We start from the raw sequence: 17,619 nt of genomic DNA on the forward strand, positions 1-17,619 counted from the left end.
GGGACATTCGTGGTCTCACACCGTTGTGACCAAGGGGCCCAACGTTTTTCCGGCGAGTTCGACCACGCCGGGCTGATGTCCGTTGGCTACCATGTTGATGATCAGACCGTCGACGCCGAGATCGAGCACCTGCTGCTGGATCTGGTCGGCGACCTCGTCCGGACTGCCGATGAACAACCGGCCGGCCATGCCCGCGCGGACCCGATCGACCTTGTCCGGATCGCCGACCCGGCGCGCGAACATCTCGTCGACCGCGCGGTGCGCGCGTTCGGAGGACTCGTCCATCGCGACGAACGCGAGATAACTGACATCGAGAGTCGAGCGATCGCGCCCGATCTCGTCGCAGCGGCGCTGCAACGCTTCCAGCTTGCCGGGCAGCTCGACGGCGTCGCAGCCGATGCTGAGATGGTCGGCATAGCGCGCGGCCAGGGCGAATGTCTTCTTCTCGCCCGCACCGCCGAGCATGATGGGCAGGTCGTCGCGGATGCGCGGTTCGTTGATCGCGTTGGCGACTTGATACCACTTGCCCTCGAAGGTGGGCCGGGCCCCGCGCAGCATCGATCGGATGATCTGCAAGGCCTCGTCGAGTTTCTCGAAACGCTCGGTGAACGACCCGAACTCGTAGCCGAAGGACTTGTGTTCGAGCTCGAACCAGCCGGCGCCGATGCCGAGCATGGCCCGGCCCTGGCTGACCACGTCCAGCGTGGTCACGATCTTGGCCAGCAACGCCGGGTTGCGGTAGGTGTTGCCGGTCACCAAGGTGGACAGCTGAATTCGATCGGTCGTCGTCGCGAGGCCGGCCAGCGCGGTGTAGGCCTCGAGCGTCGGCCCGTGCGGCGGGCCGAAGCGCTGGTAGAAGTGGTCGGTCAGGAACACGGTGTCGAATCCGGCGCGCTCGGCCTCCTGGGCCTGCGCGATAACCGTGGGGAAGAGTTTGTCGACCGGCCCGCCGAAATTGAAGTCGGGCATCTGGTATCCGAGGCGAACAACCGCTCGCCCAGCTGTATTCGTCATCTGCTTACTCCGGGGGTGAGGTGCGGATTTCTCACACGTCTTTGCGGATCAGGGCGCGGCGTCCGCCGAACAGGACACCGAGAGTGACCAGGATGACCAGGCCCAATCGTGGCCAGCCGCCCAGCGAGCCGATCAGATGGTCGGCGGCGTCGGCGCTTTGGGACAGCTTGCCGACCACGGCGGTCGGCGCCACCAGCGTCATCAATTTGTGCAATTCGCCAAAAGCGGTGGCTGAGGCAGCTTCCGGGAGCACCACGTGTGCGCTCACCGCGGCCACCGCGCCGGCCGAGCTGCGCAGCATCAGGCCGATGGCCAGGCCGAACAGCGCGACGGCGGGGAACACCACATAGATGCCGAGCAGAGCGGGAAACGGCTGGCCCGCGGCATATTTCGAGGCATCGATGGTAGCGATGCCGACCAGGTAGGCTAAGGTCGTCGACAGCAATCCGACGACGGTGGAAACGGCCGCGGTGGTGATCAACTTGGCCACGAACACGGTGTCGCGCTGTGGTGTCGCCGCGAGCACCGGCCGGATGGTGCCGGAGGAGTACTCGGTGGTGATCATGAGCGCACCCCAGGCTCCGATCACCGCCACGGGCAAGGTGAGTGCGGTCAGCGATCCGCCGAGCACCGTGTCATTGGATTCGAGGCTGTCGGAGATACCGACCAGCAGTGCGCTGGCCGGGCCGATGATCACCGCGAGGACCGGCAGGAACCACAGCGATCGTGCGGACCGCGCTTTGACCAGCTCGGACTGCACTTGAAAGCGCAGCGGAGACCAGGGGCGGACGGGAGTGACGGCGGGGGCGGTGGTGCTGGTCATGCGGACTCCTGCATTACTTCATGAGGTTCGAAAGTGTGCTGGCCAGTGACCAATTGGGTGTAGACGTCCTCGACCGAGGCCTGCATCGGGGTCAGCTCGTCGAGCACGATGCCGCGCACGGCGGCGATCTGCCCGATCTCGCGCGCGCGGGTCCCGCGCACGGTGCCGATGTCACCGCGGATCGACATGCGATCGCCCAGGGCTTCGGCCAGCTCGGCCAGGCCCTCGCTGCGCACCCGGACCGTAGGTTCGGCGACGCGTTCGACGAAGGACGTGGTCGGCTCGTCGGCGATGAGCAGGCCCTTGCTCATGACCAGCAGATGGTCGGCGACCAGTTCGGTCTCGCTCATCATGTGGCTGGACAGCAGCACGGTGCGGCCCTCGTCGGCCATCGCGCGCAGGGTCTGCCGGATCCAGCGAATGCCCTCGGTGTCCAAACCGTTGACCGGTTCGTCGAGGATCAGGACCGACGGATCGCCGAGCAGCGCCGCGGCGATGCCGAGCCGCTGCCGCATCCCGAGGGAGAAGCCCTTCACGCGCTTGCCCGCCACGTCGGCGAGACCGACCCGATCGAGCACCTCGTCGACGCGCCGGCGCGGAATGCCGTTGCTCGCCGCGAGGAAAGCCAGGTGCTGTGCGGCGGACCGCGATCCCAGCACGTCGCCGGCATCGAGCAGCGCGCCGACGGTGTGCAGTGGATGGATGAGGTCACTGTATTTGCGGCCGACGACCGAGACGTTTCCGGAGGTCGGAGTATCCAGGCCCAGGATCAACCGCATCGTGGTCGACTTGCCCGAGCCGTTCGGTCCGAGGAACCCGGTGACGCGGCCGGGCTCGACGGTGAAGGTGAGGTCTTGGATGGCCCGAGTCTTGCCATAGTGCTTGGTCAAGCTACGTGCTTCGATCATGCTTCGAGCCTATGGACGCAGGCAGCGAGGCACATCCCTCCTCCGAGCGAACTTCGGCAGTCACTCTCGAGAGTGACTCTGGTGGCAGAATCTGACAGGTATACGTCATTGCGGCCATGATCATCGAGCGCCGATGATGGGTGCATGCCACTGATCCATCGCGTTCTGATCGCGGTCTTCCCGGATGTCGACCTGCTCGACGTCACCGGGCCGGCCGAGGTCTTCGCGTTGGCGAACCGGGAGGGCGGGGTGCGCTACGAGGTGCGGCTCGCCAGTCCGGCGGGCGGCGCGGTGACTACCTCGGCCGGGGTACGGCTGCTGACCGATGTGGCGTTCGACGAGGTCGACGGCGGTATCGATACGCTGATCGTGCCCGGCGCGGTGGCGTCCGCCCCGGCCGGACCGGTGGCGTTGATCGACCAGGATGTGGTCGCCTGGGTCGAGCGGATCGCGCCGCGGGTAGGTCGCATCGCCTCGGTCTGCGTCGGCGCGCATCTGCTGGCGGCCGCCGGTCTGCTCGACGGCAAGGTGGCGACCACGCACTGGTCCACCGCCGATCAACTGGCGGCCGAGTATCCGCGGATCACCGTCGACCCCGACCCGATCTTCGTCCGCTCCGGGCGGGTGTGGACCGGCGCCGGGATCAGTGCCTGCCTGGATCTCGCGTTGGCGCTGGTCACCGAGGATCACGGCGAGGAGCTGGCGCTCGCGGTGGCCCGGCAGCTGGTCGTCTACCTGAAACGGCAAGGCGGGCAGAGCCAGTTCAGCGTGCCGCTGAGTCGTCCGGCGGCCGCGCGCCGCGACATCGACGACTTGCAACTGTACATCACCGAACACCTCGGCGACGATCTGTCCGTGGCCGCGCTCGCCGCTCGAATGTCTTTGAGCGAACGGCATTTCGCGCGGGTCTTCCGGCAGGAGACCGGCACCGGCGTCGCCGCCTACGTCGAGGCGGCGCGCGTCGAAGCCGCCCGCCGCCTGCTCGAGACCACCGACGACCCGCTGGCCGCGATCGGCGCGGCCGTCGGCCTCGGCTCGGTGGAGACCCTGCACCGCGCCTTCCGCAAACTGCTCGGCACCAGTCCCGGCGCCTACCGCCGCCGCTTCCGCACCATCGCCTGATTTCCTATCCCACCCCATCGAAAGGCATTGTTGTGTCTACTTTTTCGCCTTCTGTCACGCTGCGCGACGTGATCGGCCTGGACAACCAGCTACCCCGCCTGGCCGACGCCGCAGTCATCATGATCGATTTCCAGAACACCTACCGCACCGGCGTCATGGCCCTCACCGGTGCCGAAGAAGCTCTCGACGCGGGCGCACGCCTGCTGTCCGCCGCCCGGGCCCTGGGCCGCCCGATCATCCACATCATCAACGACGGCGGCGCGGGCACCCCCTACGACATCCGCGCCGAAATCGGCTCGATCAGCGCCGAGGTGGCCCCTTTGCCCACCGAAACGGTCGTCGTCAAGCAGGTCCCCAACGCCTTCTTCGGCACCGAACTGGAACAGACGCTGAAAGACCTCGGCGCCGGCCCCGACCTCATCCTCGCCGGTTTCATGACCCACATGTGCGTAACCTTCACCGCCCAAGGCGCTTTCAACCTCGGCTACCGCCCCACTGTCGTCGCCGAAGCCACCGCCACCCGCCCGCTCCCGGGCCAGGACGGCCCCGCCCTCTCCGCCGCCGCCCTGCAATCCGCCGCCCTCACCACCATCTCCGACCTGTTCGGCCTCGTCGCACCCACCGTCGACGACTTGACCAGCTGAGCAAGTTCAGCCGACCACTCCGATGCGGCGCTGAGGCCGAACGGACCGGGCCAGGGCTTGGTGTAGCCAGAGTTGGGCGGCGCCACTGCTGGGTGGGGTGATGAGTTCGCCGGTCAGGGACCAGTAGCGGCGTAGCCAGGGGTTGGTTTCGGTGGCGGCGGTCAGCAGGGTGCTGCGGAAGGCGGGGGTGTCCTTCAGGTCTCTGGCGGTGGCGTGGGTGGCGACGAAGTAGTCGAGCTCGGGGCCCGGTCGCGGTGGGGTGCCGATGGTGAGCAGCGGAGCGACCTGCTCGCCGGCTTCCGCGAGGCCGATCAGGAAGCTGCGACGGTTCTTGATGTCGGCGGGTTTGGCGCACCAGATGCTGTGGGACATAGTGGCTTTGGCTTGGGAATCGGAAAGGTGTGCGATCAGTTCGGCGAAGGTGAGGAGCTGATCGGGGGTGGGGTCGGCGGGGAGGGCCGGGATGTTCATTACGGCGAACCCGTCGAACATCGGCGCCGGGAGCGGGGTGAGGAGGCGGCGCCAGAAGTCCAGGAGGCGATTCTCGGCCGCGCTTCGATTCTGCACGGCGGCAAGGAGTTCGAGGCGAGTGTGCGCCTGGGCAGGAGAGCTGTGCTCGAGCGCGCGCAGGGCGGATCGGCGCCAAGCCAACGCGGCGAGTTCGCTGTCGAGGGCGGCGCGCTCGGCGGCGATCGCTTCGGCCACGGGGAGGCTGCCGCTGAGAACCTCTGCCACCGTGGGTAATCCGATACCGACACCGCGGAGCCGGCGCAGCAGAGTGAGCTTCTCGACGGCGGCGTGGTCGAAGGTGCGATGGCCGCCGCTGGTGCGGTCGCACGCCAGAATTCCCTCGTCGCAATAGAAGCGGATGGTCCGGACCGATACTCCGGTCCGCCGCGACAGGTCTCCGATCCCGATCCGCCCGACGGCTGTGTCCTCGATCACGTTCCCTTGAACCTCCACCCGGCTGGAGTTCCTACCGTACTGCCGACCGTACAAGGAAGGACCACCGCCGATGACCGAGCACCACACCATGACCGACCCCCGCCTCTGGGACGCGGTGGCCGCCGAACGCCGCAGCCTGCACGCACTGCTGGCGCAACTCCCGGAGTCCGCCTGGGATCACCCGTCCCTGTGCGAAGGCTGGCGCGTCCGCGACGTCGTCGCCCACGTGGTCCTCTCCGCCGACGCCGGCCTGGGCTGGATCCTGCGCGAGTTGGTCCGCGCCCGAGGCAATTTCGACCGCGCCATCCGCGACACCGCCATCCGCCACGCCGACCTGACCCCCACTCCGGAACTCCTGGCCGAGCTGCACGCCACCATCCCCGCCCGGACCACCGCCCTGGGCACCACCCCGGCCGATCGCCTGATGGACCTGCTCGTGCACGGCCAAGACATCGCGGTCCCACTCGGAATGCCCTACGAAATGCCAACGCCGTCAGCTCAAGTCGCCTTGCAGAGAATCTGGACTCAGGGCGCACCATTCCACGCCCGCAAGAAGCTGCGCGGCTATCGCCTGGTCGCCACCGACCGCGACTGGTCCGGCGGCGCGGGCGAGACGATCGCCGCCCCGGTCGCAACGCTCCTGATGCTCGTGACTGGCCGGATAGCCGTGGCTGACCTGGACGGCTCCCGCGGCGAACGCGGCTGAGCTGCTGCGAGATCCGCAGAGCCGACCGCAATCCGTCCGGTTGTTCTATCGTTCGATGCGGTGACCGGTCATGGTGCCTGCGGCCGGTCAGCTTCGGAGGGGAGGTTCGAATGTCCTACCTGGCAAATGAATTGGCTGCACGGGCATCCGGCTTGGATGCGGAAGACGGTGTAGTCCGAATCTATCCGGGCGAGCACTGGGGCGAGAGTCTCCAGCGGATGTTGCAGCGAGCGCGCGACGAGGTGGTGGTGGCGGTAGGCGCTCCGCTGCGGATGCAGAACTACTACCACCGCGAAGCTTTGGTGCTGCGGGATCTGGTCGAGACCGGGAAACGGATTCGAGTCCTCTACTCGAAGGGCTATGCCGGGTCCCGGGAGCCGGAGCCGGAAAGACGGCAGCCGATCATCGACTCCTGGACCAAGGTCGCGAGCATCGAATTTCCCAACGCGCTCATCGTCGATCGTTCGGTGGGTGTGCTGTGGAGCCCGGCACGGGCGGCGCGACCCGAGGCGCTGGTGATCCGGAACCCGGCACTGCTCAGCTTTCTGCACCAATTCACCACCACGACCTGGGATTCGGCGGTGCGGCTGCGCCCGGAGCAACCGTGCGCGGAGTTCGACGCGCTCTCGCTAGCGGTCCTCGAGGCCCTGGCCGCGGGACTGAAGGACGAGGTGGCGGCCCGCCGGCTGTCGGTGTCGTTGCGAACCTATCGGCGACAGGTGGCGGCGCTGATCGCGCGGCTCGACGTCGGCACCCGCTACCAGCTCGGGGTGCGGGTGGCGGAGTTGGGCATCAGAGCCGGCGCAGGTCAAGCTCCCCGCCGTGATCCGGCAGGAAGTTGCCAAACCCCTCGATCGCCGGCCTGATCCGCCACCTCACGATTTACGTTGTGCCGCATGGCTTTCAACGTCGCTGACCTTTTCGAACATGCTGTGGACGCGGTGCCCGACCGCATCGCCGTCATCTGCGGCGACCGTCAGGTCACCTATCGTGAACTGGACGAACGCGCTACTCGGCTGGCGCACTATTTCGCCGGACGCGGCATCGGCCGGGGCGATCACATCGGCATCTACTCTCGGAACTCGATCGAAATGCTCGAAGCGATGATCGCGAGCTACAAGTTGCGGGCTGTCTCGGTGAGCGTGAACTATCGCTACACCGCGGACGAGGTCCGGTACGTCCTCGACAACGCCGATCTGGTGGCGCTGGTCCATGAACGCCGATACTCCGGCATCGTCGCGGAGGTGCTGCCGACGGTACCGAAGCTCACCGATGTTGTTGTGGTCGAGGATGGTTCGGATCTGAGCAGTGACGGTGTGCGGTACGAAACCGCCCTGGCCACGCAATCGCCGCTGCGCGATTTCGAGGCGCGCTCCGCCGACGACCTGTACGTCCTCTATACCGGCGGGACGACCGGATTCCCCAAAGGCGTGATCTGGCGGCACGAAGACGTATGGCGCGCACTCGGCGGCGGGATCAACCATGTGACTGGTGCATACGTCGAGGATGAATGGACGCTGGCCGAGCAGGCGAAGCAGTCTCCGGCCGGCCTGGTGATCGCACCGCTGTCGCCGCTCATCCATGGTGCGGCGCAGTGGGCTGCCTTCATCGGCCTCAATTCCGGCGGCACGATCGTCCTCGTGCCCCAGTTCGACGCCGACGAGGTATGGCGGACCGTGGCGAAGCACCGCGTCAATGTGCTCACCGTGGTGGGCGACGCGATGGCCAAGCCGCTGCTCGACGCCTATCGGTCCGGGGACTACGACGCGTCTGCGCTGTGGGCGTTCACCAGCCACGCCGCGCTGTTCTCGCATTCGCTGAAACAGCAGTACCTCGAGCTGTTTCCGAACCTGTTCCTCACCGATGTCGTCGGTTCGTCCGAGAGCGGCGGCACCGGGCTGGGGGTGGTCACCAAGGACGCCGACCACACGCAGGGCCCGCGCGTGAAGTTCAATGCCCAGACAGCGCTGATCGATGACGACGACAACGTGGTCGAACCGGCGCCCGGCGCGATCGGCCGAATGGCGCGCACCGGGCATATTCCGCTCGGCTACTACAAGGATCCGGAGAAGACGAAGACAATCTTCGTCGAGATCGACGGGCGACGGTATGTCGTGCCCGGCGATTACGCCCGATACGAGCCGGACGGCCTGGTCACCCTGTTGGGCCGGGGCTCGGAGTGCATCAACACCGGCGGTGAGAAGGTGTTCCCGGAGGAGGTCGAGAGCGCCCTGAAGTCTCATCCAGATGTGTTCGACGCCTTGGTGATCGGCCTCGAGGATGAACGCTACGGCCAGACGGTGGCCGCCCTGCTCCAGCCCCGGCCCGGCGCCCGACCGGACCTCGCGCAGCTCGACGCGCACATCCGCGCCAGGGTCGCCGGATACAAGGCGCCGCGCGCCTATTGGGTCGTCGCGGAAATGATGCGCCAGCCCAGCGGCAAAGCCAACTATCCGGCAGCCAAGAAGTACGTCACCGACCATGCCGAGCTGGCCATCGGACCGCGCTGACCGATGCCGGGTTCAGCGGGCCGACTCGGTACCGCCGATCGGGAAGGAGGCACTGCGCCCGCGTGCCTCCAAACGTCCGTCACCCCAGCTCGCACTGCCATAGGCGTCGACCTCGATGACGTACTGTCCCGCCGTCCGCGTCTCGGGCAATCGCACTGTCGCCGTGGACTTTCCGTCGACGATGTCGAGGTAGGTCCGCTGGGAGGCGCCCAGCGCGAGAACGAAGATTCGCGCGTACTCGAATCGGCTGCGGGCGGCGACGGCGTCGTCGGGCGACCAGCTGACGGTCGGCGAGCGACCGGCGTCGCCGGTGAATTCGACGGTGACTCGCAGTCGCCCCGCGAGTTCAGCCTGGTGCCGCACGGTGGTTCCTCCTCGACTGCCCGGACCAGCCGGGCTCGCCTCTGAATCCAGGCTGGCACGGCCCGCCCCGCAGGGCAAATATCGTGGTGCGATGCGAACCCTTCACGTCATCGCCCATCCGGAGTCGGCACATCATGTGGACGGGCTCGTCGGCGGTTGGTACGACTCGCCGCTCACCACGGCGGGCTCGGCGGCCGCGGTGGCGATCGCCGAGGCGCTGCGGGCCAGGATCCCCGAAGGCGCCGGGCTCGAACTGTTCTCGTCGGATCTGCGCCGCGCCCAGGAGGCGGCCGCCGTCATCGGCGAACGGCTGCAAGTGATTCCGATCCTCGACCGGCGGCTGCGCGAGAAGTCCTACGGGGAAGCCGAAGGCAAGCCCCAGGATTGGCTGACGCGGCGCTTCGTGACCCCACCCGCAGTGGGCGAGCGCCTGCGGCACGACGAGGGCATCGCGGGCGCGGAGTCCATGGCCGAGTTCGGGCAGCGGGTTTACGCGGCGATGGACCCGATCCTGCGAAGCGACTGCCCGCATCAGATCATCGTGACCCACGGCGGCGCAATCACTTTCGTGGTCGCCGCGTGGCTGGCATTGCCGCTGGACGCCCTCGGGTACGCCCGATTCCGGGCCGGACCGGGCAGCATCACCGAACTGCACGAGGACGATTACTTCCACAACCGCCAGCTCGTCCGTCTCGGCGAGACCGATCACCTCCGCTGACCGCTGTCACAGTCGCCCGGCCTACGTCGTCACCTTCATGACAGCGGATATCGCAGAGAGGGAACGACTATGACGACTACACACGAATCGGCGGAGACCGCGACCGTGGCCGCACACCCGGCGAAGTGGAAGTTCTGGCTGCTGACCCTGGCCGGTCTCTACCCGCTGCTGACCGTGCTGGTGACGGTCACCGCGCCGCTGGTCGAGCCGCTGCCGGCGCCGCTTCGCCTGGCGTGCATTCTGCCGATCGCGGTCGCCGCGATGGTGTGGGGGATCATGCCGTTCCTGACCCGGCGCTGCGCCGGCTGGCTGGCGCGCTGAGGATTCAGGAGCGGGCTTCGGCGGCGGCCTTCAGGTCCTTCAGCCAAGCCTCCAGGCCGGCGCCGAGGAAGGTGGTGGAGGTGGGGACGTCGGCCTCGACCTGCGCCCCGGACCAGTTCTCCTCGGTGCGCACCAGCACGCCGCCGCCCACCTCGGTGAAAGTCCAGACATGGATGCCGTTGTCGATGCGCAGCCCCTCGCCGACCGCGGGACCGCTCCAGCGCAGGCACTTACCGGTCTCCACCTGATGCATCGAGGACGTGATGACCAGGGTGGTGGCCGGGGTCGTCGGGGAGGCGGGCACCGGGGTCTTCCATTCGAACTGTGACCCGTCCCGCAGCGTGCCCTGATCCAGCCGCTCGAGGCTCGCGACCGCCTTCTGCCAGGTGGGCCAGCGCTCCACATCGGTCTGCAACTCCCAGATGGTGCTCAGCGGGGCATTGATCACGGTCTCCGTCCGGTACCGGATCTTGGCCGCGTCATCGATTCCGGCCCCGCCGCAGGTCACCGCCGCGGGCGGCGCGGCGACGGGGCTCGTCGTCGGCTTGCTGTCGGCGGTGTCGGTGCCGCACGCCGCAGTCAGCGCGACGGCGGCGACGGGGATCAAGAGCTGGGCGACGCGACGGTTCTTCGAGTGGGACATGGCTACTCCTCGGGCTGTGACTTAGTGGGTATCGATTTACTTAGACCCTATAAGCGTCATGTCTCGAGTGTCAATCAAAATTCTGAGTAGTGCTCGACTTGGTGATAGCCTCTAAATAACCGAACGAGGAGGCGGGGCCGATGGCAGCAGGTGGAACCGGTTCGCGCGAGCGCTACCGGGCGCAGGTGCGCGCGGAGATCAAGCAGCACGCCTGGGAGCAGATCGCCACGGCCGGCGTCCCGGCCTTGTCGCTCAACGCGATCGCCAAACGCGTGGGGATGAGCGGACCGGCCCTGTACTGGTACTTCGCCAACCGCGACGAACTGATCACCGAGCTCATCCGCGACGCCTACCGCAGCCTCGCCGACACCGTCCGCTCGGCGTTCGACGGCGGTGCCGACGTACCCGCCCTGGCCCGCACCGTGCGCGACTGGGCACTGCACGACCCGCAGCGGTACTTCCTCATCTACGGCACCCCGGTCCCCGGCTACCACGCCCCCGAGGACACGACCGCGATCTCCAACGAGGTCATGACGGTCCTCATCGAAGCCTTCGCCGCACTACCCGCCGACCGGCCGTCCACCCCGTTCGACACCCACCTCGACAAGCATCGGCACTGGGCCCCGGCCGAGATCCCCGCGGCGACCCTGCACGGCGCGCTGACCTTCTGGACTCGCGTCCACGGCGTACTCTCCCTCGAACTCGCCGGTCACTTCGCCGGCATGGGCTTCGACCCCGCCCAGCTCTTCGCCGACGAAGTGGACTCGCTGCTGTCCCGCTGACCGCGAGCACCCCGGACACGCCGAACTTCCAACAACGAACCCTTGGCGCGTCGCTCCCCGTTCCGCGCTCTGCGGTTGGGCGGGAATAAGCAGCCTTTCCCGGCGGCTAGACTTTTACGGTCATGAAGTCGGCTCTATCGGGCGGTGCTGCGCCCAAGACGGTCTACCTCGATCACGCGGCCACCACTCCGATGCTGCCTGCCGCTATCGAGGCGATGACCGCTGCCCTGGCTCGGCCCGGTAACGCGTCCTCCCTGCACGGGTCCGGGCGCGCGGCCCGGCGGATGCTGGAAGAGGCGCGGGAATCGATCGCCGCCGATCTGGGGGCCCGGCCCTCGGAGGTCATCTTCACCTCAGGTGGCACCGAGAGCGACAACCTGGCGATCAAAGGCATCTATTGGGCGCGGCGTGACTCCGAACCGCGGCGCACCAGAATCGTCAGCTCCGCCGTCGAGCATCACGCGGTGATCGACGCGATCGAGTGGCTGGAACAGCACGAGGGCGCGCACGTGACCTGGCTGCCGGTGGACGCGGACGGCGTGGTCGCGCCGCGGGTGCTGCGGGCCGCGCTCGCCGAGCACGCCGACGAGGTCGCGCTGGTCACCGTCATGTGGGCCAACAACGAGGTCGGAACCATTCAGCCGATCCGGGAATTGACTTCGGTGGCACAGGAATTCGGTGTGCCCATGCACAGCGACGCGGTGCAGGCGGCCGCGCAGCTGCCCATCGATTTCGCCGCGAGCGGGTTGTCGGCGGCGAGTTTCGCCGGGCACAAGATCGGCGGACCGCACGGGGTCGGAATACTGCTGCTGGGCCGGCAGGTGCCGTGTGTGCCGCTGCTGCACGGCGGCGGACACGAGCGGGACCTGCGTTCGGGCACCTCCGACACCGCGGCGGCGGTCGGCTTCGCCACCGCGCTGCATCAGGCGGTCGCTGAGTTGCCCACGCGGGCAATGGAATTGGCCGCGCTGCGGGACGAGCTGATCGACCGGGTGTCGGACGCGGTGCCGGAGGCGGTGCTCAACGGCCCGCGCGACGGGCACCGGCTGCCCGGCAACGCGCACTTCAGATTCCCCGGCTGCGAAGGGGATTCGCTGCTGATGCTGCTGGACGCGGCCGGGATCGAATGCTCGACCGGTTCGGCGTGCAACGCGGGCGTCGCCGAGCCCAGTCATGTCTTGATCGCCATGGGCGTGGAGCCGTGGGAGGCGCGCGGATCGCTGCGCTTCTCGCTCGGGCACACCTCGACCCGTGCCGATGTGAATGCCCTGGTGCAGGTCCTGCCCCAGGTAGTGGAGCGAGCCAGAGCGGCTGGACTTGCCGGTGCGAAAGGTGGTGTGTGATGCGGGTACTCGCGGCGATGAGCGGTGGTGTGGATTCGGCCGTGGCGGCGGCACGCGCCGTCGACGCCGGACATGAGGTGGTCGGGGTGCACCTGGCACTGTCGGCGAACCCCGGCACGCTGCGCACCGGATCGCGCGGTTGCTGCTCGAAGGAGGACGCCGGCGATGCCCGCCGCGCCGCCGACGTGCTCGGAATCCCGTTCTATGTCTGGGATTTCGCGGACCGCTTCAAGGAAGACGTGATCGACGACTTCGTCGCGGCCTACGCGGCGGGGGAGACCCCGAACCCGTGCCTGCGCTGCAACGAGAAGATCAAGTTCTCGGCGCTGGCGGATCGCGCGGTGGCGCTCGGCTTCGACGCGGTGGTCACCGGTCACTACGCGCGACTGGACGACGGCGTGCTGCGCCGCGCGGTCGACGCCGACAAGGATCAGTCCTACGTGCTCGCGGTCCTCACCGCCGACCAGCTCGCGCGCGCCATGTTCCCGGTGGGCGACACCCCCAAGCCCCGGATTCGCGAGGAAGCCGCCGAGCGCGGCCTCTCGGTCGCGAACAAGCCGGACTCCCATGACATCTGCTTCATCCCCTCCGGCGACACCCGCGCGTTCCTCGGCGCCAAGATCGGCATCCGGCCCGGTGCGGTCGTCGATGCCGACGGCACCAAGCTCGCCGAACACGAAGGCGTGCACGGTTTCACGATCGGCCAGCGCAAGGGTCTCGGGCTGCCCGGACCGGGCGCGGACGGCAAGCCGCGCTACGTGACCGGCATCGATCCCGAATCCGGCACGGTCCATGTGGGTTCGGCCGAGGACCTCCAGGTGTGGACGGTGCTGGCCGACCGCGCCATCTGGACCTCCGGCGTCGCGCCCACGGGCCCGATCGACTGCGTCGCACAGGTGCGCGCACACGGCGGCACCGCCCCCGCGGTCGCCGAAGCGGTCGGTGACGGCCTGATCGTGCGCCTGCGCGAACCGCTCACCGGAGTCGCGAAGGGTCAGGCGGTCGTGCTCTACCGCCCGGACACCGCGGGCGACGAGGTGATCGGCAGCGGCACCATCAGCGGCACCGAGCGCGACAACAGCACCGCTGGAAGCGAAACCCGCGCCGCCGCACAGTGATCTCGGCGAACCAGGCCACCACGGCCCGCCGTGACTCCGGTGCTCCGGTTCGGCACGGCAATGAGTGGCACGCGAGTTGGCACGCGCCGAGCGGCCGCTCCGCCGCGCCACTCGGCGCACTGAACGAACCTGGGCAGGGCGCACTGAACCGAACCTGGCACGCGGCAATGAACGAACCCGGCCGCACTGAACGAACCTGGGTGGCGTAATGACGACCTGGGTTGGTGGAGCGGCGAAGCCTGGGTTGGGCGTGGTGAACGAAACTGGGTGGGCGTAGTGGACGAACTTGGGCAGGGCGTGGTGAGCGAAACTGGAGCGGACGCGATGGGAACGGCGGAGTTGTTGCCGGGCGGGATCGCGACTGCTGTCGGGTCCTGGCCGGGGACCGATCCGCGGGAGGCGGCCGCCACCGTTGTCGGTGAGCTTCCCGCGCTTGCTCATCTGGTCGAGTTGCCTGGTCGCGGGGTCGGCGCGGATATGCTCGGACGGGTTTCGGCGCTGCTGGTCGATATGCGGTTCGACACCACCACCCGCGGTTATCGGCTCGCGCCGCGTCCGGGTGCGGCTTCCCGGCGGGCTCGCGATCTGCTCCGGGCAGACCTGGACGCACTCGAAGAGGTCTGGGAGACAACGGGTTCAGCGGGAACCGGTCGCGTCGTCAAGGTGCAGGCCGCCGGTCCGCTGACGCTGGCCGCTCAGGTCGAGCTGCCGGGCGGGCATCGCATCCTCACCGATTCCGGTGCGGTGCGCGATCTTTCGGAATCTCTCGCCGAAGGCCTGCGCGAGCACGTGGCCGAGGTGCGCAAGCGTCTCGGCGCGGAAGTCGTTGTGCAGCTTGATGAACCGTCGCTGACCGACGTGCTGAACGGTTCGTTGCGCGGGGTGAGCGTGCTCAACACCGTGCGCGCGGTACCCGAACCGGAAGCGCTGGCCATCCTCGACGCTGTCATCGCGACGCAGTCCGCGCCGGTCCTGGTGCACACCTGCGCCGATGCTCCGGCGATCGGTTTCCTGCGGGGCAGCGCGGCCGCCGCCATCGGCTTCGACATCACCACCATCGCGACCCGCGACCTGGACCAGATCGGCGAAACCCTCGACGCCGGAAAGCAATTGGTACTCGGCCTGGTGCCCACCACCGCCCCGGCCACACCACCGACGTGGCGCGACATCGCCGAACCCGCGGTCCGGCTGACCGACCGCCTCGGATTTCCGCGCCGAACCCTGTCCACCCAGGTGCTCGTCGCCCCGGCCTGTGGCCTCGGCACAGCCTCATTGAGCTGGTCCCGCCGCGCGCTACAACTGGCAACCGACACCGCCCGCGCTTTCGCCGACGACCCGGACTCGCTGAGCTTCGACGACCGCGACCAACGGCAACGCGAACGCGCCGAGGCGCTCGACGAGCTCGCCGAAGACTCCCGGAATTCCCGCCGCCGCGACGACGTCTGAGCCTGTGCGGGCGGGTGCCGTCCGGAGCGCGACAAGGCCGTCTGACGTGCCCGAATGTGTCGGTGGGGTCGGCTAGTGTTCCTTGTGTGAGTGACAGTGTCGAATCCCTCCAGAACCCCGGCGGCGACAGCGCGCCCGCGCCGGCGTCGGCGGAACTGCGCGTGCAGTGGCAGCAGGTGGCCGATGAGGTGCGCGAGCATCAGTTCCGGTACTACGTCCGGGATGCGCCGATCATCACCGATGGCGAGTTCGACACTCTGCTACGGAAGTTGCAGGCGCTGGAGGAGTCGCATCCGGATCTGCGGACGCCCGATTCGCCGACCCAGCTGGTCGGCGGCGGCTTCGCGACCGACTTCACCGCGGTCGATCATTTGGAGCGAATGCTGTCGCTGGACAACGTCTTCGACTTCGACGAGCTGCGCGCCTGGGCCAGCAAGGTGGAAGCCGAAGCCGGGTCCGGCCTGCACTATCTGTGCGAGGTGAAGATCGACGGCGTCGCGCTGAACCTGGTGTACGAGAACGGCAAGCTGGTGCGCGGCGCCACTCGCGGCGACGGCCGCACCGGCGAGGACGTCACGTTGAACGCCCGCACCATCGAGGACATCCCCGGTGAACTGACGCCGAGCGCCGAGTTCCCGATCCCGGCCCTGCTCGAGGTGCGCGGCGAGGCCTACATGCGGCTCGAGGATTTCGAGACGCTCAACGCGGCCATCGTCGCGGACGGCAAACCGCCGTACGCCAATCCGCGCAACACCGCGGCCGGTTCGCTGCGGCAGAAGGATCCGTCGGTGACGGCGCGGCGGCGGCTGCGGATGATCTGCCACGGGTTCGGCCGGATCGAAGGGTACGCGCCGACCTCACAGCACGAGGCCTATCGGGCGCTAGCCGCATGGGGTCTGCCGGTATCCGAGCACACCCGGCTGGTGCAGGGCATCGACGCGGTGATCGAGCGGGTCGCCTACTGGGGTGAGCACCGCCACGATATCGAGCACGAGATCGACGGCCAGGTCATCAAGATCGACGAGACGGCGTTGCAGCGCCGCCTCGGGTCCACCTCGCGGGCGCCGCGCTGGGCCATCGCCTACAAGTATCCGCCGGAGGAAGCGACCACCAAGCTGCGCGACATCCAGGTGAATGTCGGCCGCACCGGCCGGGTTACGCCGTTCGCGGTGATGGAGCCGGTGTCGATCGCGGGCTCCACCGTCGCGATGGCGACGCTGCACAACGCGTCCGAGGTCAAGCGCAAGGGCGTGCTGATCGGCGACACGGTCACCATCCGCAAGGCGGGCGACGTGATCCCCGAGGTGCTCGGCCCGGTCGTCGACGCGCGCACCGGCGCGGAACGCGAATTCGTCATGCCGACGCACTGTCCCGAATGCGGCACCGAGCTCGCGGCCGCCAAAGAGGGCGACGTCGATATCCGCTGCCCCAACCAGCAGTACTGCCCGGCGCAGTTGCGCGAGCGGGTTTTCCACGTCGCCGGCCGCGGCGCCTTCGACATCGAAGCCCTCGGCTACGAAGCCGCGGTCGACCTGCTCAAATCCGGCGCCATCTCCGACGAGGGCGACCTGTTCGATCTCGACGAGGCCGACCTGCTGACCACCACGCTGTTCGCCAACAAGAGCGGCGAGCTGTCCGCCAACGGCAAACGGCTGCTGGAGAATTTGGAGTCGGCCAAGGATCGCCCGCTGTGGCGGGTGCTCGTCGCCTTGTCCATCCGCCATGTCGGCCCCACCGCGGCCCGCGCGCTCGCCGCCGAATTCGGCAGCATGGAACGGATCATGGAGTCGACCGCCGAGGAGCTCGGCGCCGCCGACGGCGTCGGCCCGACCATCGCGAACGCGGCGGCCGAATGGTTCACCGTCGCCTGGCATCGCGCCATCGTCGACAAATGGGAAGCCGCCGGCGTCCGCATGGAAGACGAACGCGACGAATCGATCGAGCGGAACCTCGAGGGCCTGTCCATCGTGGTTACCGGCTCGCTGCAAGGGTTTACGCGCGACGGCGCGAAGGAGGCGATCCTGCTCCGGGGCGGCAAGGCCGCCGCCTCGGTGTCCAAGAAGACAGCGTTCGTGGTCATCGGCGATTCCCCCGGCACCAAGGCGGCCAAGGCCGAAGAGCTGGGCGTGCCGATCCTGGACGAAGGCGGCTTCCGGACACTGCTCGAGCAGGGCCCCGAGGCGGTGACCCCGCCGGCGGCGGACGCCGGTTGA

General features: G+C 68.2%; 18 protein-coding genes. 12 read left to right on the forward strand and 6 right to left on the reverse strand.

What is annotated here, in order from left to right:
• Positions 1-15: 15 nt before the first annotated feature.
• The 3 genes from AB0M14_RS10440 to AB0M14_RS10450 form a co-directional block, all read right to left on the reverse strand.
• Positions 16-969, reverse strand: coding sequence for an LLM class F420-dependent oxidoreductase (locus AB0M14_RS10440; RefSeq protein ID WP_364991931.1), 954 nt, complete (start codon positions 967-969; stop codon positions 16-18).
• Between the two features lie 76 nt (positions 970-1,045).
• Complete coding sequence (locus AB0M14_RS10445; protein ID WP_364991933.1) at positions 1,046-1,837, reverse strand: ABC transporter permease; 792 nt, start codon at positions 1,835-1,837, stop codon at positions 1,046-1,048.
• The gene (locus AB0M14_RS10450; protein ID WP_364991936.1) at positions 1,834-2,745 is read right to left on the reverse strand and encodes an ATP-binding cassette domain-containing protein; all 912 of its coding nucleotides are present in this window, start codon (positions 2,743-2,745) and stop codon (positions 1,834-1,836) included. The genes AB0M14_RS10445 and AB0M14_RS10450 overlap by 4 nt, the downstream gene beginning before the upstream one ends.
• A 144-nt stretch (positions 2,746-2,889) precedes the next feature.
• On the opposite strand from AB0M14_RS10450, the gene AB0M14_RS10455 reads away from it, so the two are divergent.
• Together AB0M14_RS10455 and AB0M14_RS10460 are read left to right on the forward strand one after the other, a co-directional pair.
• Positions 2,890-3,867, forward strand: a complete 978-nt coding sequence (locus tag AB0M14_RS10455; protein ID WP_364991939.1) for a helix-turn-helix domain-containing protein — start codon at positions 2,890-2,892, stop codon at positions 3,865-3,867.
• 32 nt (positions 3,868-3,899) lie between these two features.
• Positions 3,900-4,511: a cysteine hydrolase family protein gene (locus tag AB0M14_RS10460; RefSeq protein ID WP_364991942.1), complete on the forward strand. Its 612-nt coding sequence runs from the start codon at positions 3,900-3,902 to the stop codon at positions 4,509-4,511.
• Between the two features lie 6 nt (positions 4,512-4,517).
• On the opposite strand, the gene AB0M14_RS10465 is transcribed toward AB0M14_RS10460, so the two are convergent.
• Complete coding sequence (locus AB0M14_RS10465) at positions 4,518-5,456, reverse strand: MerR family transcriptional regulator (RefSeq protein WP_364991944.1); 939 nt, start codon at positions 5,454-5,456, stop codon at positions 4,518-4,520.
• Between the two features lie 70 nt (positions 5,457-5,526).
• On the opposite strand from AB0M14_RS10465, the gene AB0M14_RS10470 reads away from it, so the two are divergent.
• The 3 genes from AB0M14_RS10470 (at position 5,527) to AB0M14_RS10480 (ending at position 8,672) form a co-directional block, all read left to right on the forward strand.
• Positions 5,527-6,162, forward strand: coding sequence for a maleylpyruvate isomerase family mycothiol-dependent enzyme (locus tag AB0M14_RS10470; RefSeq protein WP_364991947.1), 636 nt, complete (start codon positions 5,527-5,529; stop codon positions 6,160-6,162).
• Positions 6,163-6,380: 218 nt separating this feature from the next.
• Positions 6,381-7,028 carry a hypothetical protein gene (locus AB0M14_RS10475; RefSeq protein WP_364991950.1) on the forward strand — a complete coding sequence of 216 codons (648 nt, stop codon included), beginning with the start codon at positions 6,381-6,383 and terminating at the stop codon, positions 7,026-7,028.
• Positions 7,029-7,058: 30 nt separating this feature from the next.
• A complete protein-coding gene (locus AB0M14_RS10480; protein ID WP_364991953.1) occupies positions 7,059-8,672 on the forward strand; it encodes an acyl-CoA synthetase in 1,614 nt (537 codons plus the stop codon).
• Between the two features lie 12 nt (positions 8,673-8,684).
• On the opposite strand, the gene AB0M14_RS10485 is transcribed toward AB0M14_RS10480, so the two are convergent.
• Complete coding sequence (locus AB0M14_RS10485; protein WP_364991955.1) at positions 8,685-9,035, reverse strand: hypothetical protein; 351 nt, start codon at positions 9,033-9,035, stop codon at positions 8,685-8,687.
• A 91-nt stretch (positions 9,036-9,126) separates the two neighbouring features.
• On the opposite strand from AB0M14_RS10485, the gene AB0M14_RS10490 reads away from it, so the two are divergent.
• On the forward strand, positions 9,127-9,753 hold the full coding sequence (locus AB0M14_RS10490; protein ID WP_364991957.1) for a histidine phosphatase family protein: 627 nt from the start codon (positions 9,127-9,129) through the stop codon (positions 9,751-9,753).
• Between the two features lie 69 nt (positions 9,754-9,822).
• Positions 9,823-10,074 carry a hypothetical protein gene (locus AB0M14_RS10495; protein ID WP_364991960.1) on the forward strand — a complete coding sequence of 84 codons (252 nt, stop codon included), beginning with the start codon at positions 9,823-9,825 and terminating at the stop codon, positions 10,072-10,074.
• Between the two features lie 4 nt (positions 10,075-10,078).
• On the opposite strand, the gene AB0M14_RS10500 is transcribed toward AB0M14_RS10495, so the two are convergent.
• Complete coding sequence (locus AB0M14_RS10500) at positions 10,079-10,717, reverse strand: SRPBCC family protein (protein ID WP_364991964.1); 639 nt, start codon at positions 10,715-10,717, stop codon at positions 10,079-10,081.
• Between the two features lie 140 nt (positions 10,718-10,857).
• Between AB0M14_RS10500 and AB0M14_RS10505 the strand changes: the two genes are divergently transcribed.
• The 5 genes from AB0M14_RS10505 (at position 10,858) to ligA (ending at position 17,619) form a co-directional block, all read left to right on the forward strand.
• A complete protein-coding gene (locus AB0M14_RS10505) occupies positions 10,858-11,499 on the forward strand; it encodes a TetR/AcrR family transcriptional regulator (RefSeq protein WP_364991967.1) in 642 nt (213 codons plus the stop codon).
• A gap of 122 nt (positions 11,500-11,621) precedes the next feature.
• Positions 11,622-12,842, forward strand: a complete 1,221-nt coding sequence (locus AB0M14_RS10510) for a cysteine desulfurase family protein (RefSeq protein WP_364991969.1) — start codon at positions 11,622-11,624, stop codon at positions 12,840-12,842.
• Positions 12,842-13,960, forward strand: a complete 1,119-nt coding sequence (mnmA, locus tag AB0M14_RS10515) for a tRNA 2-thiouridine(34) synthase MnmA (RefSeq protein WP_364991972.1) — start codon at positions 12,842-12,844, stop codon at positions 13,958-13,960. Before AB0M14_RS10510 ends, mnmA begins: the two co-directional genes overlap by 1 nt.
• Positions 13,961-14,284: 324 nt before the next feature.
• Positions 14,285-15,406, forward strand: coding sequence for a methionine synthase (locus AB0M14_RS10520; RefSeq protein WP_364995631.1), 1,122 nt, complete (start codon positions 14,285-14,287; stop codon positions 15,404-15,406).
• Between the two features lie 86 nt (positions 15,407-15,492).
• Entirely contained in the window at positions 15,493-17,619 is a 2,127-nt protein-coding gene (ligA, locus tag AB0M14_RS10525; protein WP_364991975.1) for an NAD-dependent DNA ligase LigA, read from the forward strand.

The sequence above is a fragment of the Nocardia sp. NPDC051832 genome (assembly GCF_040681285.1).
Classification (GTDB): Bacteria; Actinomycetota; Actinomycetes; order Mycobacteriales; family Mycobacteriaceae; genus Nocardia.

What these genes read in the sequence shown, in the direction of transcription:
- AB0M14_RS10440 (WP_364991931.1), bottom strand. Translation starts at nt 969, where the DNA reads ATGCCCGACTTCAATTTCGGCGGGCCGGTCGACAAACTCTTCCCCACG.
- AB0M14_RS10445 (WP_364991933.1), bottom strand. Translation starts at nt 1,837, where the DNA reads ATGACCAGCACCACCGCCCCCGCCGTCACTCCCGTCCGCCCCTGGTCT.
- AB0M14_RS10450 (WP_364991936.1), bottom strand. Translation starts at nt 2,745, where the DNA reads ATGATCGAAGCACGTAGCTTGACCAAGCACTATGGCAAGACTCGGGCC.
- AB0M14_RS10455 (WP_364991939.1), top strand. Translation starts at nt 2,890, where the DNA reads ATGCCACTGATCCATCGCGTTCTGATCGCGGTCTTCCCGGATGTCGAC.
- AB0M14_RS10470 (WP_364991947.1), top strand. Translation starts at nt 5,527, where the DNA reads ATGACCGAGCACCACACCATGACCGACCCCCGCCTCTGGGACGCGGTG.
- AB0M14_RS10475 (WP_364991950.1), top strand. Translation starts at nt 6,381, where the DNA reads ATGTTGCAGCGAGCGCGCGACGAGGTGGTGGTGGCGGTAGGCGCTCCG.
- AB0M14_RS10480 (WP_364991953.1), top strand. Translation starts at nt 7,059, where the DNA reads ATGGCTTTCAACGTCGCTGACCTTTTCGAACATGCTGTGGACGCGGTG.
- AB0M14_RS10490 (WP_364991957.1), top strand. Translation starts at nt 9,127, where the DNA reads ATGCGAACCCTTCACGTCATCGCCCATCCGGAGTCGGCACATCATGTG.
- AB0M14_RS10495 (WP_364991960.1), top strand. Translation starts at nt 9,823, where the DNA reads ATGACGACTACACACGAATCGGCGGAGACCGCGACCGTGGCCGCACAC.
- AB0M14_RS10500 (WP_364991964.1), bottom strand. Translation starts at nt 10,717, where the DNA reads ATGTCCCACTCGAAGAACCGTCGCGTCGCCCAGCTCTTGATCCCCGTC.
- AB0M14_RS10505 (WP_364991967.1), top strand. Translation starts at nt 10,858, where the DNA reads ATGGCAGCAGGTGGAACCGGTTCGCGCGAGCGCTACCGGGCGCAGGTG.
- AB0M14_RS10510 (WP_364991969.1), top strand. Translation starts at nt 11,622, where the DNA reads ATGAAGTCGGCTCTATCGGGCGGTGCTGCGCCCAAGACGGTCTACCTC.
- mnmA (WP_364991972.1), top strand. Translation starts at nt 12,842, where the DNA reads ATGCGGGTACTCGCGGCGATGAGCGGTGGTGTGGATTCGGCCGTGGCG.
- AB0M14_RS10520 (WP_364995631.1), top strand. Translation starts at nt 14,285, where the DNA reads ATGGGAACGGCGGAGTTGTTGCCGGGCGGGATCGCGACTGCTGTCGGG.